Source organism: Flavisolibacter nicotianae (assembly GCF_003628535.1).
Classification (GTDB): Bacteria; Bacteroidota; Bacteroidia; order Chitinophagales; family Chitinophagaceae; genus Flavisolibacter; species Flavisolibacter nicotianae.
Window position 1 is genome coordinate 723,409 of record NZ_RBCI01000002.1, and the last position, 21,061, is coordinate 744,469.

A 21,061-nucleotide genomic window follows, 5' to 3' on the forward strand; every position below is an offset into this window, starting at 1 on the left:
ATGTCCTAAGAGAGGGTTCAGGAAAGCACGATGCGTTACTTCCTTTCTCAAAAAGATTGGGCGTTTGCAATACTGCGAATGCAGCAGAATTAAAATCTGTTTCCTCTCTCCCGAAACCTGCACATCAGCGGCTATTTTTGCAGTCATGAAATTTTTGATTGCAGGCTTGGGCAATGTCGGGAATGAGTATGCGCATACGCGTCACAACATTGGTTTCGACGTGGTGATGGCCTTTGTGCAAAAGCACGGCGGCACATTCCGGACGGACCGTTTAGCCTATGTGGCCGAAGTGAAATGGAAGGCACGTATTTTTATCTGTATTTGTCCCACCACCTACATGAACCTAAGCGGCAAGGCGGTGAAGTACTGGATGGACAAAGAAAAAATTGCGCTGGAAAACCTGCTGGTTGTCGTAGACGACGTGGCCTTGCCGCTGGAAAAGATGCGCATCCGCGCCGGTGGCAGCGATGGTGGACACAACGGTTTGAAAAGCCTGCAGGAAGTGCTGGGCACAACGGCATACCCCAAACTGCGGTTTGGCGTTGGGAACAATTACCCCAAAGGAGCGCAGGTGGATTTTGTGCTGGGAAAATGGCGAAAGGAAGAAGAACCGGTGGTGCAAAAAAAAATCGAAGCCAGTGTGGAAGCAATCGAAACCTTTGCCACCGCGGGCATCAACACGAGTATGAACAAATACAACAATCTGACCATTGCATTATGAGGATAATAATTAATTTATTTACTTTGAACGACCAACACTGATTGGTAGCCTGCCCAAAATCCAATTTCCTTTGACGAATCGGCTCTAAATAGAAAGGATCAACAGCCCGCATTGGTGTGAGTATCCTTTTTTATTTAAACTTAAACCACAGTTATTATGAAAATTTTTTGCGTAGGAAGGAATTATGCTGACCATGCCAAGGAACTGAAGAACGAAATACCGGATGAGCCGGTGATTTTCATGAAGCCAAAAAGTGCTTTGTTGCAGCCGCACACCCCGTTTTACTACCCGGAATTTACCAACGAGCTTCACTACGAATGCGAACTGGTGCTGCGCATTGCCAAAAACGGGAAATACATCCAGGAGAAATTTGCCAACAAATACTACGATGCCGTTTCTGTCGGAATCGATTTCACTGCCCGTGACATTCAAACCGAGTTGAAACAAAAAGGGCTTCCCTGGGAAAAGGCAAAAGCTTGGGATAATTCGGCCGTTGTGGGGAAATGGATCCCGATCACCGGGCTGAAAAACAAAAATGCGGTGAACTTTGCTTTGTACAAAAACAAGGAACTGGTGCAGCAGGGCAATTCCGAAGACATGCTTTTTTCTTTCGATTACATCGTATCATATATCTCCAACTTTTTTTCCATCAACATCGGCGATTTGATTTTTACCGGAACACCGGCTGGTGTGGGCGAAGCTGTGGTAGGGGATGAACTGGAAGGGTTCATGGACGACCAGAGCCTGTTTGCCCTGGAAGTGAAATAAGTCCCCTTAAAAGGAGACTTTTGTTTTCGCAACTATTTCTTTTCGGCAACTTCGATATTGCAGAAAGCAATTCCATTTTGATGGAATTGCTTTCTTTATTTTGTGCCTGAATTTTATTTGCTTGCTTGACAGAAAACCAAGGTAAACGCATGGCTGAAGACAGAAATGAACGTTTTGATCCGGGTCTCTCTTTTCGGAAGACTGGGGGGATGGATCGAAACTTATTACTACAGGCCTACCGCCTGATGTACAGTGCGAAAGTGATGGCCGAAACCTACGAGGCCAACCGTGCCATTACAAAATATGTTCACTCCACCTCCCGTGGGCACGAAGCCATTCAGTTGGCAACGGCCTTTCAATTAAAACCACAGGATTGGGTGAGCCCGTATTATCGCGATGAGAGCATGTTGCTGGGTATGGGCTGGACGCCGTACGAACTGATGCTGCAACTCCTGACCAAGGGAGACGATCCGTTTACCGGCGGCAGAAGTTATTATTCGCACCCGAATTCGCTGGCGGAAAACAAGCCAAAAATCATGCATCAAAGCAGTGCCACAGGTATGCAGGTCATTCCAACAACCGGCGTGGCGCAGGGTATTCAATACAAGGAAAAAATCGGCCATGGGCAATCAGCAACCAGCAATGAGGAGAGGCCAGTCGTGGTGTGTTCACTGGGCGATGCAAGCGTAACAGAAGGCGAAGTGGCGGAGGCCTTACAATTTGCTGTGTTAAAGCAATTGCCGATCATTTACCTGGTGCAGGACAACGACTGGGGCATTAGCGTAAGTGCCGAAGAAGGACGTGCAATGGATGCTTTTGAATATGCAGCCGGCTTCAAGGGATTGCAACGGCGAAGAGTTGACGGAACCGATTTTTTTGAAAGCTTCGAGGCCATGCAGGAAGTCATTGCCGACGTGCGGGAACACCGCAGGCCCTGGCTGGTGCATGCAAAGGTTTGCCTCCTCAATCACCACACAAGTGGTGTACGCAAAGAGTTTTACCGGACCGACGAAGACTTGGCCCGACATGCCAGTCTCGATCCCTACCTGAAGCTCCGGCACTACATGACCGGCGATTTTGGTGAGGACTATATCCGGCAGATGGAAGCGGAAGTGGATGCCCATATTCAAGCAGATTTTGACAGTGCTGTTGCGGCGCCGGATCCCGATCCGTCGGCAGTGGCAATGCATGTTTTCGCTCCCACACCTGTGCAGGAGGAGAGAGGGGAACGAGCTCCCTCCGGTGGCGCCAAAGTGCTCATGGTGGATGCAGCTTTGTTTGCCATCCGTGAGCTGATGGAAGAAGACGAGAATTGTCTTTTGTATGGCCAGGATGTGGGTCGTCGACTCGGTGGAGTTTTCCGCGAAGCAGCGACACTGGGTGAGCAATTTGGCGATCACCGCGTATTCAACACAGCCATCCAGGAAGCCTACATCATTGGTTCAACCGTCGGCATGAGCGCCGTGGGCCTGAAGCCAATCGTGGAAGTGCAGTTTGCCGATTATATCTATCCCGGCTTCAATCAACTGGTGACGGAGATTTCCAAGTCCTGCTACCTTTCGTGCGGCCGGTTTCCGGTGTCCACCATCATTCGTGTGCCCATCGGTGCCTACGGCGGCGGCGGTCCTTACCACAGTGGCTGCGTGGAAACGACGTTGCTCAGCATCAAAGGAATTAAAGTGGCCTACCCAAGCAATGCTGCCGATATGAAGGGATTGATGAAGGCGGCTTACCACGACCCCAACCCGGTAGTGATGCTCGAACACAAAGGTCTTTACTGGAGCAAAGTGCCAGGAACCGACGATGCGAGGACCATTGAGCCGGCAGCCGACTACGTGCTGCCATTTGGCAAAGGTGCGGTCGTGCTGAAAGCAAGCGACGACGCTATTTTTAGCGGCGAGTCGGCCTGTGTCATCACGTATGGCATGGGAGTGTACTGGGCCAAAGCGGCCGCCAAAAGCCTTCCGGGCCAAATTGAAATCATTGACTTGCGAACGCTCTTTCCGCTGGATGAAGAACTGGTTTTTTCCACGGTAAAAAAACACGGGAAATGCCTGGTGTTGACCGAAGAGCAGCAGTCTAATTCATTTGCCGAAGCCCTGGCGGGCCGCATCGCCAAAGAGTGTTTCAGGTGGCTCGATTCTCCCGTAGAAGTGTTGGGCGCTTTGAACCTGCCCGCTGTGCCGCTGAACACCGGACTTGAAGCCGCTATGCTTCCCAACGCGGAAAAACTGCAGCAGCGCCTAACGGACTTGTTGGGCGGATGACGCTACGACAAACACACAAATCATTTATCGGGAAAAGCAGGCAACACCGCCGGCTTTTTTATTTTCCGGCAACACAAGGTGCAGAAAGAAATGCTGTCAGGTTGCGCCAGCCTGCTATGTAATGCCGGAAAGGTTTCTTTCCGTTTCCCGAAAAATAAATCGACCCTTAAGCTGGAAAAACGGCATTTACAAATGAAAACGGATAGCCCGCGACCAGAGTGCATTGGCCTGCTTCTTCATTGGCAGGTGAAATTGCGGGTAAGCAAAATTTCGAATCGTTTTGCGAAGAGCCGGCCTGTATTTTTTCACCTGGATATACAAACGGGCTGTGAACAAACCTGAATAGACCAGGAGCAACAGCGGTGAAATGATGAACATAACCACCGGGTAAATGAGTGAGCCTGTAAACAAGAGAAGGGTGCGCATAATGGTATTTTTTGTTAGCGGCTTCCCAGGACGGATTCTGTTGGTTTCAATATGGGGTTTGTTCAGAGGAGTGACTGGAGGAAAGACAAGAAAACGTACGGTTACGTTGCACGATAAACGAAGAACTTTCCGGGAGCTAAGGTAGAAAATACGGTGACAGATGAAAGAGGGGAAATACGCAAAAATGAATGGGGGCCTGTATTGCCAACGATTGAAGTCATCGGGTTATTTCAGAAAAATAAAGACGGTGCCAATTAGTGTGAGCGCAATCACCACCTTACGGTAGCTCTCATCGCGGATGCGGGAAACAATTCGAAGACCGCCGAAAAAACCAAGCACCAGTGCCGGCAGCAACAGCAGGTCGATCCACAGCGTAGCCGGTGTAATGTTTTTCCACGAAAAAACCTGGAAAGGAACCTTGAACAGGTTGATGACCAGGAAAAGCCAGGCGGCCGTGCCGATGAAATCATTTTTTTCCATGCGCAAGGCAAGAAAATAGAGGTTGGACAAAGCGCCGGCCAAATTGCCGATCATCGTGGTGAAACCAGAGGTGATTCCCATGACAGCAGCAAAGGTCTTGTTGTGGGGGATGGAAATGCGTTTGCTGAATTCGAGCACCAGCATAATCACAATGATGCAAATGATGATCAGGGCCATGACGCGACGGAAAACAGTTTCGTTCAGATCCTTTCCAATGTACACGCCAACGAGGATGCCCACCACCATCCAGGGCATCAGCTTCCGGAAATGTTCCCATTGTGCATGTCGATGGTAATACCGCACAGCCATCATGTCGGCAAGACAAAGAAGCGGCAGCACCACACCAGTTGAAGCTTTGCCGCCAAACACAATGGCCATCAGGGCCACGTTCATCATATCGAGCCCTTTTACACCAGCCTTGGAAAGTCCGATGATAAAGGCCGCCAGCGCCACGAGAAACCAATTGAGAAACGAGCCTTCGAAAAGTGCATCCATGGCCGACGAATGTAATACATCCCTGCACGATGCAGACAATTCGTTTTTACGAATAAGACTGAAAGTAGCCTTTGGACAATGAGATAGTTTTGTTTCATCCGCATCGTGCGAAGGGATGAAGCGGAATACGAGCCATCCTTGTAAAATGAAATCACTTGCCGTATATCGGCCTGCAGTTTTCGGCTTTAAAAAGGCGGGTGCCCGGGAACCGTTTTTTGGCGCTGCCATTCCAGTACTTCGCCATCATCTTCATCGAGCACGGTGCCGATGCAGTCAAAGCCATTCTTCTGCAGGATCCGCATCGAAGCATGGCCGTCTTTCAGGGTTCGTGCGGCAACAATGACGGAAGGATCGGTTTGCAGGGCCAGCAAAACCAGTTGCCGGCAAATTTCCGTACCGATTCCTTTGCCTTCGAATTTTTCAAACGTGCCGTAGGCGATTTCTACGCGACCGTCTTTTGGTGCGCCTTTAAAGCCACCCACACCGATCATTTCTTCTCCGTCGTAGGAGACGAAATAACCGATCCAGGGCGGGTGGTAGCCAACCCGCTGGTAAAAGGCCGGGTACACGCCTAAAACATCGAGGCACTCTTTGCTCTGCAAAAACCTGGCATTTTTCGTTTCGTCGATATCGATCGGAAGGAACTTCATATGCTTATTGTTCAATTGCTGCAAACAGGCAGGGATCCATAAAGGTGGGCAGTAGAATCTGCCTGTACGCCCCGCAGTCATAAAGAATATGAAGTTGAAAATACAAATCAATGCCGGTGGAATATTTGTTTTCTTCCCGGCAGCTTTTTTTAAATAAAAGCGGCCCAGGCTTTTTGGGGGGAAGTCAAATCGCCAAAAGATGTCGTTGCCTAATCCTTTACGATAACCGGCGGAGTGAATTTTACATTCTCCCTCTTTTTTGCCGCACCGCTCTTATACGTAACAGTGTGCGTTCGGCTTGTTCCTTTATCTTTCCAGATAACGGGAGGTGTAAACTTTGTGACACTTGCCGGCTTATTCTTTTTAATGATGGGCGGGGTAAATTTCACATCTTCTTTTTTCGCAGTTGTTTGCGCATGGCAAAAGTTGGCTAGTGCGAATGCAAAAAGGCCCAATGCAACTTTTTTCATAACAATGTTTTCATAGAGATGGTCGAACAGGCCGTTTCCACACAAAAAAACAAAAGAAGTTTCAGTGCTGACTTCGGATGGACTGCAGAACAGTGAAACTGGTTGGGCTCATTGGGCATGCAGACAAATTCAATTATAGGAGAGAATACCCGAACCTTCACGGTGATCAATAACTGCAGTTTAGAGCCATTACTCTTTTTTTGTTTCCTGCCATGTACCAGCCTGCGAGCTTTCTTGAATAGACTGGCTCGTTCAAAAGCGGGCATTCCATAAAAAAATAGGTTCGCGGGGGCGCAAACCTATTTTACAAAAAGGAAAAATCTATTTGTTCACTAGAACGGGTACCCGATCGCCAGGTTGTAAACCACATTTTGACTCCGCCATTCGGGTTGGCCAAACTGGATCTGGTTGATCACCCACCGGTTGCCCTTGTCGAGCCAGGGCTTGCGAATGGGAAAGGCTACGTCAAAGCGGATCACGAACAACGTGATGTCGAGCCGGATACCGGCACCGGCACCCATTGCCAGTTCACTCAAAAAGTCGCTGTTGAAGGTGGCCCCGGGCTTCAGCGGATTGTCGTTGGCCAGCCAGATATTGCCGGCATCTATAAACAGGGCGCCGTACAGCGGTCCGGAAATGCGTGGCCGCAGCTCGGTGTTCATCTCCAGCTTGATGTCGCCGGTTTGATCGGGAATAAAGCCCTGCGAAGTGGGCACTGCCTGGTAGGTGCCGGGCCCTACCGACCTGCTGCGGAAGGCGCGGATACTGTTGTTGCCACCGGTGAAGAATTGCTTGATGTAGGGAAGCTCCTGCGAATTGCCGTACGGCTTTCCATACCCGATTACCAGCCGGTTGGCCCAGGTGGTATTCAGGCCCAGGCGCCGATACCACCGGCCGTCGAGTTCTACCTTTAGGTATTGGGCGAACGGAAGACCGAACATCCGTTTGCTGTTCACCCCTGTTCTGCTGGTGAGCAGGCCGGCCAGGTTGCCCGAGGCATCGGCCAGGCCATTCAGGTAAAATGTATTTCGTTTCTGCAAGCCAAGCGCCTGCTGGTTGAGCGTGTATTGATACGTAGAACCCAGGATGAATTGCGTATCGGTAATGTGGCGCAGGGTGGGGTTGTTGATGATCTCGCGACTGTATTTGTCAGAAATATTCTGCGGCTTTGTGTAGGTAATGGCAATGGGATAGAACTCATGCGAAAGCTCCGGCGACTCTCGCCAGATGTAACCCAGACCGCCGTGGAAAGAATTGAGCGTGTAAAGTCCTTTGCGGTCCAGTGCTTCATAACCCAACTGGATGTTGGTTCGCGGGATAAAGCTGCTCTTGGGTTTGAACCGGAAGAAGGGGACCACGAACCGCGGAATCGAAAAATTGATTTCGCCACCCATGCGGAAAGTAGTGGTGTTCTGGAAGGTGCCGCTAAACTGCACATCGGTGCCCACGTAGGCCCGGATGTCCATTTGCTCCGCCGCCCGGAAGGTGTTGCGGTGCTTGAAGCCGATGCTCACTTCACTTCCATTCAGGTTATTGCTTCGCGTTTCGGTGCCGATTTCTGCACGAAGCGCTTTTTCCGGCATGGGAGTTAAGTAGTAGTACACATCCAGTTTCGGGCTGTCCACGGCGGCCCGCTGAAAGCGGTTTTTGGTGAACTTGAACACGTTCAGGTCCATCAGGCGCTGCAGCGACTTGTTGTGGTCTGTGCGGTTGTACACCTGCCCGGTCGTAAACGCCATGGTGTTGACAAAAAGCTTTGGCTTGAACTTGTGAACCGGATCCGTGATGTAATACCCTTTGTAAAACTCCCGGTTTGCCTGTGCCGTGTCAAAGCGAGCCCTGTTCAGACTGTAGTTGGGATAGATGTAAACATTGTTGATGAAATACACCTCCTTGGCTTCCGGAGGAGTTTCCGGTTTCAACACCAGCCGCATGTTCACCTGGTGGTCGCCTTCCGTGCTGTCGACCTGCACCAAAATGTCTTCGGGGTTGAAATAATAAAAGCCTCTTTCCTTCAGCAGGGCATCGATGCGGGTGCGTTCGCCCCTGATCAGGTCAAGGTCGTAGGGCTCGCCTTTTTTCAAAAGGGTTTTCTGGCCGATTTGCGCAATGGCAGTGGAAAGGGTGCTGCTGTCGGCGGGGAACGTTACGGAATTGATTTTGTATTGGGGCCCGGCGTTGGCCGTGTAGGTCACGCTGGCCTTTTTCTTTTTCCATGTCGAATCGGCGGTTACGCCGCTGCGGAAAAAGCCTTTGTTCTCCAGGTAATTCTGCAACAGCTTTATATTGGCGTCCAGGTCAACACTGCTGGCCAGCACGGGTGGTTGCCCCAGCTTTCGTTGCAGGTTGGCCCGCAGGCCTTTTTCTTTTTTGGTGTAAAACAGGTTCCACAACAAAAGTTTGAACGGGATGCCCAAAAAACGGCTGTTCGGCCGTGGTCTTGTGAGGCCTTCAAGATCTGCCTGTAATACCTTTCGCTGCTGTGTGCTCACGTTCTCGGCCGTAAGCTTTACCGTAGCCCCGGTGTACAGGGCATCATTGGCCGGGATGTGCTTCGTAGCGCTGCAGGCCGAAAGGATGATGCATCCTGTAAAAATCAATTTACGCCATTGGTTGATCATTGGTCTGGCTGGTTTTGTTTTTCCTTGTTTTCTACGCGTAGTTTTCTTCGTCTGAGTATGTCGATAAACCGATCGTAATCGAGAGTGATGATAAAGCGAAGACCTGTTTCCACCACGTAGCCATCCACCACGCCAAAGTACTCGTTGCGCCGGTAGGCCCTGAGCATGTACCGGCCGTCGCGGCTCAGTTGGTAGTTGACGGCGATGTTGCCGGCAATGTTGTTGCCACCCTGGGCGCTTTGCTGTTGGGGACCCTGCAATTCAAAATTGCTGCCAACGGTTACTGACAGCCGGTTGTTCAAGAGACTTTTTGAAAGACCCACATTGAGGTCCGTGCGCTGTCGGCGCGAGCCGGTGGTATAGTCATCGCTCGACGTAACGTCGAAGTTCAGGTCCACACCGGAGATGAGGTCCTGTGTCAGGTTGTTGAGCTGTTCGGTGAGCAATTTGCTGGCGCTCTGCATGGCATAGGCCGAGGCGCTGAACCCGCCGCCACTTGACTGGAAGGGATTTTCGCCCACGAACCGTCCCAGGAGCAGGAGCGAAAACACCTGCTTGTTCAACTCCGAAGGTTCCTGCCGCAGTTGGGTCAACCGCGTGTCCACATTGGTGATGATGTCGGAAGAAACGCCGTAGTTTTTATCTGTGGGCAAAATAATATCGAAGGAGATTTGCGGCTGCATCAATTGTCCTTGCAGGTTCAGCCACACCTGGAAGGGAAGCTTCTGCAAATACGTGTTCCGGATCGCTGTGCTGGAAGCTGAAATATAATTCGACACCAGGTCGAGTGGCGCTGTGTTGGCAACATAGACGGCTTTCACATTCAACTGGGCCGCTGTCGGCTCGCCCAGCCATTCGATGCGGCTGCCCTTTTGAATGTCGAATTTTCGCTGGATAAAATTGTAGCTGAGTTGATACGAGCCCTGCTCAATTTCATACGATCCGGTGAGGTTGATCTTGCCACTGGGATCAATACCCGCAGAAAGCAATGCTTCGCCCTGGAGGTTCACGAAATCACCGTTGGCTTCATCGATTACGATGCTGAACTTGGCTTCTTTCTTCACTTCGATATTCGTCGTGATGTCATAGCCGGTGAGTACCGAACGGTTCAGGGAATCGTAAGTGGCCAGGAACAGCGAATCAATCCCGGGATTGCTGAAATCCACAAACTGCACCACGCCTTCCCGCGACACAATGCCGGGATCCCGTTGCGGCACAACCACGGTGAAGTCCGTTTCATCGTCCACCGTCAGGTTGCCGTCAACTACGGGTGCGCTTTCGGTTCCACCCACATGCACGTTGCTGGTGAGATAAAGCTTGCCGTAGTAAATGCTGTTTTGTTTTTTGGTGGTATTCACCGCCCTGAAATGCCGTGCCCGGATGTCAAGATCAAAGTCATAATTGACAAAATTGGTTGTGCCCACCAGGCCGTTGATGGTTAGCGCATTGTTGGCTGAGTCGCGGATGCTGAACCGGTTAAATTCCAGTCCCTTGTTGCTCACCACAACCAGCGATTCCTTGTCCACGTTAAAGGGCCCGCCAATGGCCTGCGTTACAACCGACACATTGTCGAAGTTGATGCGGCCATCGACCTTCGGCGCCGCCGTGGTGCCCCGCAGCGATACCGATCCGTTGACCGCTCCATTTGCGGAGGTGATAAAATCTTTCAGAGCGCCTTCAAATGTGTTCAACTGGAATTGCCGTATGGCAAGATCCAGGTTCATGGCAATTTCGTTGCCGCTTGGTTCCATGTAGCCGGTGATGGCCAGGTCGTTTCCTTTGCCGGTCAGTGTGACGTTGGCATTGTAGCGGGTGCCCGTGGAGCTTACCTGCGCATTCAGATTGCCCACCGTGTCTTGCCGGAACATCAGGTCCGTAACGGTGAGGTTCGAGGTGAACAGGGGCTGCTGGGTAAGGTTGGTGAAAGTAGCGGTGCCGTTCATCACGCCGTCTACCAGGGTTGTGTCGGGTTTTAAAAACGCGGTGAGGGTACCGATCCGGAAATTGGTGAAGCGAACTTCCAGCGGTGAAGATGGCGCCGTGCCCAGGCTTTGGATGCGCAACTGCTGGCCGGCCTGCGACAGGGTGAAGTCGTTGGCCGTAACGCCTTTACCGACAACGATGCTGTTGTTTGGCGACACCGTCCAGCGATCGTAATTCAACAGCAGGCTGTCGGGGTTCAGGTGCAGGGTCATGTTGCCGTCGGGTGCCAGCGAAACCAGTCCGCCAAGGATGTATTTGTTCCGCTTGTTCCTGTCGTCTATACCTACCGAAAAGTTGATGTTATTGTGCAGGGCTGTGGCATTGAGGCGGGTGGCATAAACATCCAATCCTGCGGCCTTCAGCCGGTCCATGGTGGCATTCACATGCAGACCGCTGTCGTTCGTATGGATCCGTGCCTGCAGGTTGTTGACGACGTTTGTTTGGTACACAATCTTTGGCGCGGTGAGCAGTGCATTGAGTCCCTGCCCGGTGGCCAGGCTTCCTTCCGCATGCACATTGTCGGCCTCTTTCAGGTCGGGAACAAAACCCTGCAGCGCGGGAGAGAAATACAGGTCGGCCCGGAACCGGATATCGTACGGTGCCACAGCCGGCAGGCGGGTCGTGGCGCCGGCCGCGGTAAAGTAAGGCGAAAGATTGCTTTGAATAATGTTGCCCAGGTCCATGAGGCGATACTGTCCGCGCAGTTCCGCCGAGGCAATATCGCTGCGCAGCGTGATGAAATTTTCATTGTCCCTGCCGGCAATGATCTGCAACGAATCCAGGGGCAGGCGGTTGGTTCCCGAAACAACCAGCGCCTGCGTAAGCAATACGTCGGCCGCGGGTGAGTCGGAGTTTAAGCCCGAAGCCGTTCCGTTGATCTTTCCATGAAAAGTCAGCGGTTCTGTACTGAAGCCAAGGTTCTGGGCTTTCACGCTGTCGATGTCGGCGTTGATTTTGAACGGACCATAGGCAGCATAGTCGCCGCTGGCGGTCAGGGTCATATCGGCGTTTGGATCGGCCACGTCGGCATTGACCTTAAAAAATGTTTTTTGCAGTGAGCCATTCAGCCTGATGTTCCGGTAGGCGTAGTGGTTATAGCCCACGTGGTTGATGGCCGCTTTAAACGTTGTATTGATGGAACCCGGCGTTATGCCACGGCCATTTGCGGTGAAGGTGCCCGTTAGAGAGCCGATCTGTCCCTGCTGCTTTAGGATTTTTCCGAGTTGCAAACCGGAGGCCCGTGCTGTGGCGTTGTAGCTGAGCGAAGATGGATTCATCAAGTTGGCAAAGCTTCCGTTCAGGTCTATATCGCCGTCGGTCGTGTTCAGGTTCAGGCGTGTATTCAGCCGGCCGGCATTGCCATTGACCATCCCCGAAAGATCGAAAGACTGTGGCAGGTCGAGCCCCGCCTGTTTCAAACTGTTGCCGGCGAATAGGGCAATGTCGGACTGCGTGGTATGAAAGCGGTAAATGGTAAAATTGCCACCGGCGTTGGCCGGGTTGGCAAGCCCCAGGAGCGTACCCGAGGCATTGAGATGGGTGTTTTGCAGGCCGTCGAACTGCAGCTTTGCTATGTTCAGGCGGTCCATGGTGCCATGTCCCTCCAGGTTCATGCGCCACACAGCATTGGGGTTGCGCAGCGCGGGCTGGGAGCGAAGCTGCGGCGCAAAGGTCAAAATATCTTTCACCTGTACATAGCTGTTTTCAATATCCAGGTCAATCACAGCCCGTTCAAAATGTTTTTGCAGTTCGGCAAGCGAGGCATAATGAAGGGCCGCGTTGCGCTTGATTTCCGAGCCGGGTGATTTGATGAAGAGGTCTTTCAGGTAAGCCTGGCTGGCACCGTAAAAAAGTTCGCCCCTCGCCTCGTTCAGCACAAAACCGCTTTTTTCTTTGAACGAAGCTTTAACCAGGGTTAGCCCGGTTGAATCAGGCTTCACAAACACATTGTCCGCATGCAACACAACGTCATCGGCCTTGAGATGGGAATAATCCATTCCGTATGCAAGGCGCGGCTGGTTGTCGTCATCGTAACGGATATCGGCGTTGTCAAACTGCATCTTGTCCACGCGGAGATCCCAGGGCACCGTTGTTTGCGCCACGGCTTCCTGTTTGGCCTGTTGCTTCACCACTTCGGCGCCGGGGCTTTTCCCAAGGCGAATGGCTGCAACGGTGTTGGCCAGGGAAAGTTCGTCCAGGTAAATGCGGTTCTTCTGCAGGTCCAGCAACTTGCCATCAACTTTTGCCTTGCCGATCGAGAGGGTTGAATAGAGCGCTGAAACATCGTTGTCGTATTGCACCGAAACCTTGGTCAGGTCGATGACATCAAAATTGAGCTTCATCGGCGTTGGCGTCTGGGCTTCTTTGATGTCAACCGCCAGGGGCTTTGGTTCCAGCAGCGGTTTTACCTGTTTCATTTTCACCGTCGTGTTGCGAACAATGAGCGAGGGAAAATCGAAGGTTTGCGTGTATGGATCGAGGGTGTCGATGGTGGTGGTGGCGTAGCCAATACGGCTGAACATGTCAACACCGGTAATTGCGTCGCGGTAGGAGAGCACAACGTTGTCCAGCGTCACATCGCTCACGTTCAGTTTCATCGGCGCCGTTTGGGCCGTGTCGGGTTTTTTTGTCTGTTCGCTGGTAAAGGCGTCCACCACAAACTGGTAGTTGAATGCTGTATCCGGCAAAACACGTTTTACCTTGGCCACGATGTTTTGCAGTTCAATATCTTTTACTTCCACTTCGTTGGAAAAAAGCTTGAGAAAGTTCAGGTGCGCTTTGATGGCCCCACCCGAAACGAGGGTGTCTTTCGTGCGGTCTTCGATGTAGACGTTCTGCAATAAAATGTTCCCTGAAAGGCCAAAGCCAATACGGCCGATGGAAACCCTGGTTTGCAGCTTTTTCCCGAGGTAGTTCTCCACGCGGCCTGTCAGGAATCGCTGAGCCGGCGGGGTAAGGAGCAGCAAAAAGACCAGTATGATGAAAAGGAAAAGGAACAACAGGGATTTCAAGAAGATCCTGCCAACACGGCGAGGCCACGAGGGTTTTCTCAGTTCAGTTTTTGTTTCTTCCTGCATGTGTATCGGTTAAGGCGATAGGATAATCTATCTTCACAAAGACTATTCCCCTTGACAGGCTCGGCTTATTTCAGGATGAATGCACTGTATTTCCGGTTCAAATGGCTGATGAAGAAATGCTTGTAGAACAATTTCTACAGGGCTACCGACAATAAAAAAAGCTGCCCGGGTGGGCAGCTTTTTTCGTATCAGAACCGTTGCAATTAGAAATTGTAACGTAACCCGAGCTGAATACCCCAGGTGCTGAATATGGAGTAGTCGGTTTGATAAGCCTGTGTGGGGCCATCAGGGTTGAAGGTAAACTTGGGCGTATTGCGGTTGAAAGTTTCTGCGCCGGTATTGTTGGTGGCAGAAGGCGTGCCCAGGATCCCCAGGTCGCTGAAGGAACCGAAGGTGTACGCATAGCGGGTGCCCCATTTGTTATTCAGGAGGTTCAGGAAGTTCACCACATCCACGCTGAACTGGAAGGCATGCCGGTGGTTCAGGGCATTGAAGGAAAAGTCCTGCAGCAGGCGCAGATCCAGGTTGTTTACCCAGGGCAGCAAGGCACCGTAACGCTCAACATACTGGCCCTTGTGTGAACGCAGGTAAGAGTTATTCTCCACAAAACGGAAGAAGGCATCTTTCTGCTCCTGTGCCGTATAAGTCTTTGAGCCCACTTTGAAACCTTCCACAAACGTGATCTGCGACGGATCGGCCGGGATGTAGATCATGTCGTTTGTTTGCGCATCGCCGTTGATGTCGTTTCCGTAGCGGAAATGATAGCGCTCCTGCGAAGAGCCGCTGTAATACAAGCCAACGGTTGTTGCCAGTGCATTGTTGGCATAGTTGAAGCGGTATGATCCGCTGGCCACAACGCGGTGCGGAATGGCGAAATTGGAAAAGCCCAGTTCCGGGTTGTTCGCGTTGGCAACGATATTATTGGTTGACCAGCTACTGGAGGCACGGTCGCTTGTACCAATGTTGATGTCTTTGGAAGCTGTGAATGTATAGGCAACAAAACCTTCCCAGTTCTTGGCAAAGCTGCGCTGCAACTGTGCTGTCAGCGAGGTGCTATAGCCTTTGTTGGTGTTGTCCATCACAATGAGCGAGGTGATGTTGCTGTTCAACCTGGCATTGTAATACGGACGGTTGTCGCCGGCGATGGCCACCGTGCCGTTTTGTGCACCCAGGTTGGCATTGCGGAAGAACACGTTGTTGAAGGATTTGGTGAAGACACCTTCCAGGGTAAACGTATAGTTCTGTGCAAAGCGCTTGTCGACAGCAACGTTGGAACGCCAAACCTGCGGCATTTTGAAATCGGAAGCTGTAGCCGAGTAGGAGGGGCTGCCAGATGGAATCGAGGTTCCGGGCTGCACGTCCGGTACCAGGTTGCTGTAGGCGGTACGATCCGGGTTGTAGCGGATATCAGCTAATTGTGCCGCGGTCGCGGTATAAATGCTACGGAGCACACCGTTATCAGCCACCTGGTTTACCAGCCAGATAAATGGAATACGGCCGGTAAAGATGCCCGTACCACCACGAACGACCAGGTTCTTGTCGCCTTTCACGTCGTAGTTAACACCAACGCGGGGAGAGAAAAGCAAACGCGATTTTGGCCACTTGCTCACATCGAACTGTTCGTTGTTGCCGTTTTCGTCTTTGAACACAACGGCTGCAAGCGCGGGATTTTGCGGGGCATCATAGGGGTACAATGGCTTGTCTACACGCAGACCGTACGTCAGCCGGAGTTTTTCGGACGGTGCCCATGCATCCTGCGCATAGAAACCCAACTGTGCAAATTTGGCCGCAGCCGGGGGGATGTCGCTCTTGTTTTTGCCATAGCTGTATGTAACGGCAAAAACAGTCGGTGCTTTATTGTCAAGGAAATCCTGCAACGAAGCAAAACGATAGTAAGAAGGGCCACCGTAATCGGAGAAGGCATTTTCAAACGAAAGACGGTCGTAGCTGATACCGGCAGTTACCACGTGTTTTGCCAGGTTGATGGTGGTGTTGTTGGCAAAGTTCAGCGCCTTGTCATCAATCCGGTTGTCGTAGGAAAACAGGTCTGTGCCGAAGGAAGTGTAAACGTTTGCCCCGGACATGATGTCTACGAAAGAAGCGGTGCTGTTTGGAACACGCTTCGGCTCTACGTGGGTAAAGGAGCCAATCAGCTGGTTGGAAATCTTGTTGCTAAAATTGGAGTTCAATTCACCCACAATGGAATTCACCTTCGTGTTGTTTTGGAAGTTGGCACCATTAAATGCCAGGCCACCTGTTTTGGTACCGCGACGGCTGTTGCTGAAACGCGGATTCGGGCCGCTGTTTGCATTCACCTGGTCGTCGTCATCTGTATTGGAATAGTTGTAACGGGCCGTAAAGCGGTGCTTGGATGTAATGTTCCAGTCGAAGCGGGTTACAAACTTTACGTTGTCGGTCAGGAAGTCGTAACCTTCGTATTTGCCCGGATCGTAGTTGTATTTCTGTTTCAGGTAGGCCGACAGCGCATCCAGGTCTGAGGCCAGAACGCCGGTCGCATTGGGGTCGCTATCATTTACGCCAGGGCGCTTGGCGGTCCAGGTTTGGCCCGGAGCCGTTCTTTTTTCGCGTTCGCCGTTTACAAAGAAAAACAGTTTGTTTTTGATGATAGGGCCACCCACGCTGGCGCCATAGATGTTGGTCGAGCGTTTTGCATTTGCCACTTCAACGCCTTTTACTTTTTTGCCGTTGAAATCCTGGTTGCGGTAATAGCCATAGAGCGTACCGGTGTAGGTGTTGGTGCCCCTGCGGGTCACGGCGTTGATACCGGCGCCAACAAAACCTGCCTGGCGCACATCGTAGGGGGCGATGTTTACCTGGATCTGGTCGAGGGCATCGATAGAGATGGCCGATGTACCGCCACCGGGAATTTGTCCGTCACCGGAGCGGCCAAAGTTGTTGTTGAACAGGGCGCCGTCAATCGTGATGTTGTTATAGCGGTAGTTCATACCGGCGAAACTGTTGCCGTTGGCTTGCGGTGTCGTTCTTGTAATGGCGGTAATGCTGCGGCTGATATTAGGAAGGTTCTGGAGCTGGCGACGCGAAAAATTGGTCGCAGCACCGGTTCTTTCCGTTCTTGCGCCGCGGGTTGATACCACTACTTCCTGCATTTGCTGGTTGGCAGCACTCAGGTCTGCGGTAATGTCAAACCGTTCACCCAGCGGAATATTAATATCGGTACGGGTAAATTCGCCAAAACCAACATAGGATACCTTGATGGTATAGGGCCCGCCGGGTGCTACGTTCTGAATGTCAAAGCGTCCGCCTGCGCGGCTCGCGGCTGTATAAACCGTTCCGGTCGGAACATGTGTTGCAGTCACCGTGGCACCCACAAGGGCCTCGCCGCCGGCTCCCCTTACCATTCCCGAAATGCTACTGGTTGTTACCTGCGCATGGGAATACTGCACAATTGCGAGGGCAATTGTCAGCAAGAGTAGAATTCTTCTCATCATGTGTTTGAAATTTGCCGCAAAGGTGTGAATTGATCGGCAAAAAATAACATTTTACTTGCATTAATTAATTGACATCTAGGTTTTTGGAGTGTTTAAACAGTCCCTGCAGGAACGGAGAATATCCTGAAAGCTCACCCTTGGTGTCGCCTATTTGGCTGAAACTTAGTTGAAAACCATTCGGTTTTGGAGGACCCGAGACAAGCCCGAACCGAGGCAGAAAGCGGTTTTTCCGACCGATTTGAATCCCCATTGTTAATAAAAATTTAATGCTGGGAACGGTAAATCCCTACACCTTTGCGGCAAATTTCTAACACATGAGAATAAAACGTCTGCTTTTGGTTACTCTGGCTGCGTTGTTCTCTTTTGTATCCGCCTTTTCCCAGGAAACGACCTCTGAAATTCAGGGCGTTGTTACCGGTGAAAATGGGCAGGGATTACAGGGAGCAACCATTGCCGCAATCCATTTACCTACCGGAACACGGTATTCTACCTCTACCCGTGCCGATGGCCGCTACAACCTTCCTAACGTGAGAGTCGGCGGTCCCTATGAAATTACCGTTACCTATGTTGGTTACCAGGCTTCTACCCAGAAAGATATTACCCTTTCCCTGGGCACGGCCTACAAAGCCGACTTTAAACTGACAGCGAACACCGGCAACCTGACTGAAGTGACCGTTTCTACTACCCGGTCCGACAGGGTTTTCAGCCGTAGCCGCACTGGCGCCTCCGAGGTGATCAACCGCTCGCAGCTCGATCGCCTGCCGACCGTCAGCCGCAGCCTGCAGGATTTTACCCGCTTGGCGCCGACCGCCAACGGACTTTCCTTCGGTGGACGCAGTTCATCTTATAACAACCTTACGGTCAATGGCGCTTCGTTCAACAACACCTTTGGTCTTTCCGGTACACTGGGTGGCCAAACGAACAGCCAGCCCATTTCGCTGGATGCCCTCGACCAGGTGCAGGTGAACATCGCTCCGTACGATGTGACCCTGGGTTCTTTTACCGGTGCCGGTATCAACTCTGTTACCCGCAGCGGTACCAATAACTACCGTGGTTCGGTTTATTATTATTGGAGAAACCCCTACCTGACAGGCACACACGTAGGAACCGCTTCCCTGCCATCGCAGGACTTTAATTACTACAGCACCGGTGCCAACCTCGGTGGCTACCTCGTTAAAAACAAGCTGTTCTACTTCGTGAGCTATGAAAGAGAGCGCCTGGCGCAACCTGCTACCAGCTTTATGGCCAGCCGCACCGGCAAGCCGGCTGTTCCTGGAGTGATTTCCCAGGCCAATGGCGATACGCTGGATGCCCTGCGTAGTTTCCTGGTTTCAAAATACGGCTACGATCCCGGACCGTACGAGAACTACAACTACAACACCAACGCCGACCGTGCAACGGTTCGTCTTGATTACAACATCAACGCAAAGAACACCTTTACGATTAACTACTTCTACCTGAAGAGCAACCGTAACGTTGTGCCCAGCACCAGCGGCTCGCTGCAGGGTGGCCGTACCGCCAGCAACACAGGCATGCCGTTCTTCGCCTCTTCGTATGTCATCAACAACAACTTCAACATTGTGATTGCTGAATTGAACAGCCGTATCTCCAGCACACTTTCCAATAAGTTGCAGGTTGGTTACAACCGCCTCCGCGATTTCCGTTCTTCTCCTGGTGGCATTTTCCCTATGGTTGATATCGGTAATGGTAGCGGCAGCACGTACACATCGTTTGGTTACGAGCCTTTCACGGCCAATAACCTGTTGAACACAGACACTTACCAGTTCAACGATATCGTTTCCCTGTTCCATGGTAAGCACAACTTCACGTTTGGTACGCAGAATACATACAATAAGTTCCGCAACGGTTTTGCGCCGAACTATTACGGCGCTTACCAGTTCCCGACCCTGGCTGCGTTTTATGATGCTGCCATCAACGGTGCACAAACTGCTACCCGTTACGAGCTTCGTTACTCTGCCCGGAAAGGTGGAGAGTTCCCCTTTGCGGATGTGAATGCGCTGCAATTGGGCTTCTTTGCCCAGGATCGCTGGAACGCTACCGACAACCTGGTGGTTACCGCCGGCCTGCGTGCCGACCTGCCGATCTTCGGCAATAGCTTTGGCGACAATGTCAATGCCGATGCCCTTGTCTACCGCAACGGTGTTCGCATCAATACGGGCCGCAAGCCGAAAACGGCTGTCCTGTGGAGCCCACGCCTTGGTTTCAACTGGGATGCAAAAGGCGACAAAACCGTGCAGGTTCGCGGTGGCCTGGGTGTGTTTGCCGGAGCGCCGCCGTTTGTGTGGATCACCAACCAGGCGAGCAACAACGGTGTTGACTTTGGCTCTTTCGTGAAAACATCGGGCATTGCATTCAGCAACGATGTGAATGCAAACCGTCCTGCCAACGCCACGGCCAATACATCGTACAACCTGGCTGTTACGGACGAGAACTTCAAGTTCCCGCAGATTTTCCGTTCTAACCTTGCTGTTGACAAACGCATCTTCTGGGATATCACAGCAACGCTGGAAGGTATCTATACAAAAGATGTCAACGCTGTTTACCACCAGAACGTGAACCTGCCATCCACCGGTGCGCCGCTGCTGGGTGCCGACAACCGTATCCGTTATACTTCGTCGCAGATCTATAACGGTGCCGGTGGTGCAACTGCCACCAACCCGAATATCTCCGACGCGATCCTGATGACCAACACGTCGAAGGGTTATTCGTACAACCTTACCGGCCAACTGCAACGCAATGTGAACAACCTGTACACAATGATTGCGTACACGTACGGTAAAAGCAAGTCTGTTAACGATGGTGGTTCTATCGCTCAATCCATCTGGCGTGACCGCCCTGTAAGTGGCGATCCGAACCTGCCGGAACTGGGTTATTCCAACTACAACCAGCCACACCGTGTTGTGGCGGCCGCCTACTACCGCAAGGAGTACCTGAAGCATTTCGCTACCTCAGTGGGCTTCACGTTTGAAGCCGCCAATGGCGGAACGGCCAGCTACACCTACAACGGTGACCTGAACAACGATGGGTTGACGGGTAACGACCTGGTTTATGTTCCCAGAAGCCAGAGCGAAATCGTGCTGGTAGCCGACGGCGCAACCGACACCCGTTCTACAAACGTGATCTGGAACCAGCTGAATGCGTACATCAACCAGGATCCTTACCTGTATAAGAAAAGAGGTGAGTATGTAGAGAGAAACGGTTTGATGCTGCCTTTCTACAAGCGTTTGGATCTGAACTTCACGCAGGACTTCCTGATCCGTGTAAACAAGAAGACCAATACGTTCCGTTTCACAGCCGATATCTACAACTTCGGTAACCTGATTAACAAGAACTGGGGTATTTTCCGTACCACCAGCAAATCGCTTGGTTCCGGTAACAACTTTGCCCTGCTGACGTATAAGGGTATCGTAGCATCGGGTGCTGATGCCGGTAAGCCTTCGTTCTCGTTCCCTTACCTGGATGCCGCCAGCCAAACACCGCTGGTGAATACCTTCCAGAACAGCACGAGCCAGGCTTCCCGCTTCCAGGTGCAACTGGGTATCCGCTATATCTTCCAATAAGAGCGAGTAGTGAACAGCAAGTAGCAAGTAGCCGCTTGGTTCATTTTGCTCT

11 protein-coding genes are annotated in these 21,061 nt (G+C 51.7%); 4 read left to right on the forward strand and 7 right to left on the reverse strand.

Features of this window, described 5'->3' with window-relative positions:
- Nucleotides 1-145 precede the first annotated feature (145 nt).
- The 3 genes from pth (at nt 146) to D6024_RS08220 (ending at nt 3,756) form a co-directional block, all read left to right on the forward strand.
- Nucleotides 146-721, forward strand: coding sequence for an aminoacyl-tRNA hydrolase (pth, locus tag D6024_RS08210; RefSeq protein ID WP_121354082.1), 576 nt, complete (start codon nt 146-148; stop codon nt 719-721).
- A 156-nt stretch (nt 722-877) separates the two neighbouring features.
- A complete protein-coding gene (locus tag D6024_RS08215; RefSeq protein ID WP_121354083.1) occupies nt 878-1,489 on the forward strand; it encodes a fumarylacetoacetate hydrolase family protein in 612 nt (203 codons plus the stop codon).
- Nucleotides 1,490-1,698: 209 nt separating this feature from the next.
- A complete protein-coding gene (locus D6024_RS08220) occupies nt 1,699-3,756 on the forward strand; it encodes an alpha-ketoacid dehydrogenase subunit alpha/beta (protein WP_121354084.1) in 2,058 nt (685 codons plus the stop codon).
- Nucleotides 3,757-3,942: 186 nt separating this feature from the next.
- Here D6024_RS08220 and D6024_RS08225 read toward each other — a convergent pair whose 3' ends face one another.
- The 7 genes from D6024_RS08225 to D6024_RS08255 form a co-directional block, all read right to left on the reverse strand.
- Entirely contained in the window at nt 3,943-4,182 is a 240-nt protein-coding gene (locus D6024_RS08225; protein WP_121354085.1) for a hypothetical protein, read from the reverse strand.
- A 225-nt stretch (nt 4,183-4,407) separates the two neighbouring features.
- Nucleotides 4,408-5,157: a sulfite exporter TauE/SafE family protein gene (locus tag D6024_RS08230; RefSeq protein WP_121354172.1), complete on the reverse strand. Its 750-nt coding sequence runs from the start codon at nt 5,155-5,157 to the stop codon at nt 4,408-4,410.
- Nucleotides 5,158-5,342: 185 nt separating this feature from the next.
- A complete protein-coding gene (locus tag D6024_RS08235) occupies nt 5,343-5,807 on the reverse strand; it encodes a GNAT family N-acetyltransferase (RefSeq protein ID WP_121354086.1) in 465 nt (154 codons plus the stop codon).
- A gap of 209 nt (nt 5,808-6,016) precedes the next feature.
- Nucleotides 6,017-6,277, reverse strand: a complete 261-nt coding sequence (locus tag D6024_RS08240) for a hypothetical protein (RefSeq protein ID WP_162944632.1) — start codon at nt 6,275-6,277, stop codon at nt 6,017-6,019.
- A 332-nt stretch (nt 6,278-6,609) separates the two neighbouring features.
- Entirely contained in the window at nt 6,610-8,898 is a 2,289-nt protein-coding gene (gene tamL, locus D6024_RS08245; RefSeq protein ID WP_121354088.1) for a translocation and assembly module lipoprotein TamL, read from the reverse strand.
- Entirely contained in the window at nt 8,895-13,958 is a 5,064-nt protein-coding gene (locus D6024_RS08250; RefSeq protein WP_121354089.1) for a translocation/assembly module TamB domain-containing protein, read from the reverse strand. The genes tamL and D6024_RS08250 overlap by 4 nt, the downstream gene beginning before the upstream one ends.
- A 203-nt stretch (nt 13,959-14,161) precedes the next feature.
- Nucleotides 14,162-17,428: a TonB-dependent receptor gene (locus D6024_RS08255; protein WP_121354090.1), complete on the reverse strand. Its 3,267-nt coding sequence runs from the start codon at nt 17,426-17,428 to the stop codon at nt 14,162-14,164.
- Nucleotides 17,429-17,742: 314 nt separating this feature from the next.
- On the opposite strand from D6024_RS08255, the gene D6024_RS08260 reads away from it, so the two are divergent.
- Nucleotides 17,743-21,009, forward strand: coding sequence for a TonB-dependent receptor (locus D6024_RS08260; protein ID WP_121354091.1), 3,267 nt, complete (start codon nt 17,743-17,745; stop codon nt 21,007-21,009).
- Nucleotides 21,010-21,061: the final 52 nt, after the last annotated feature.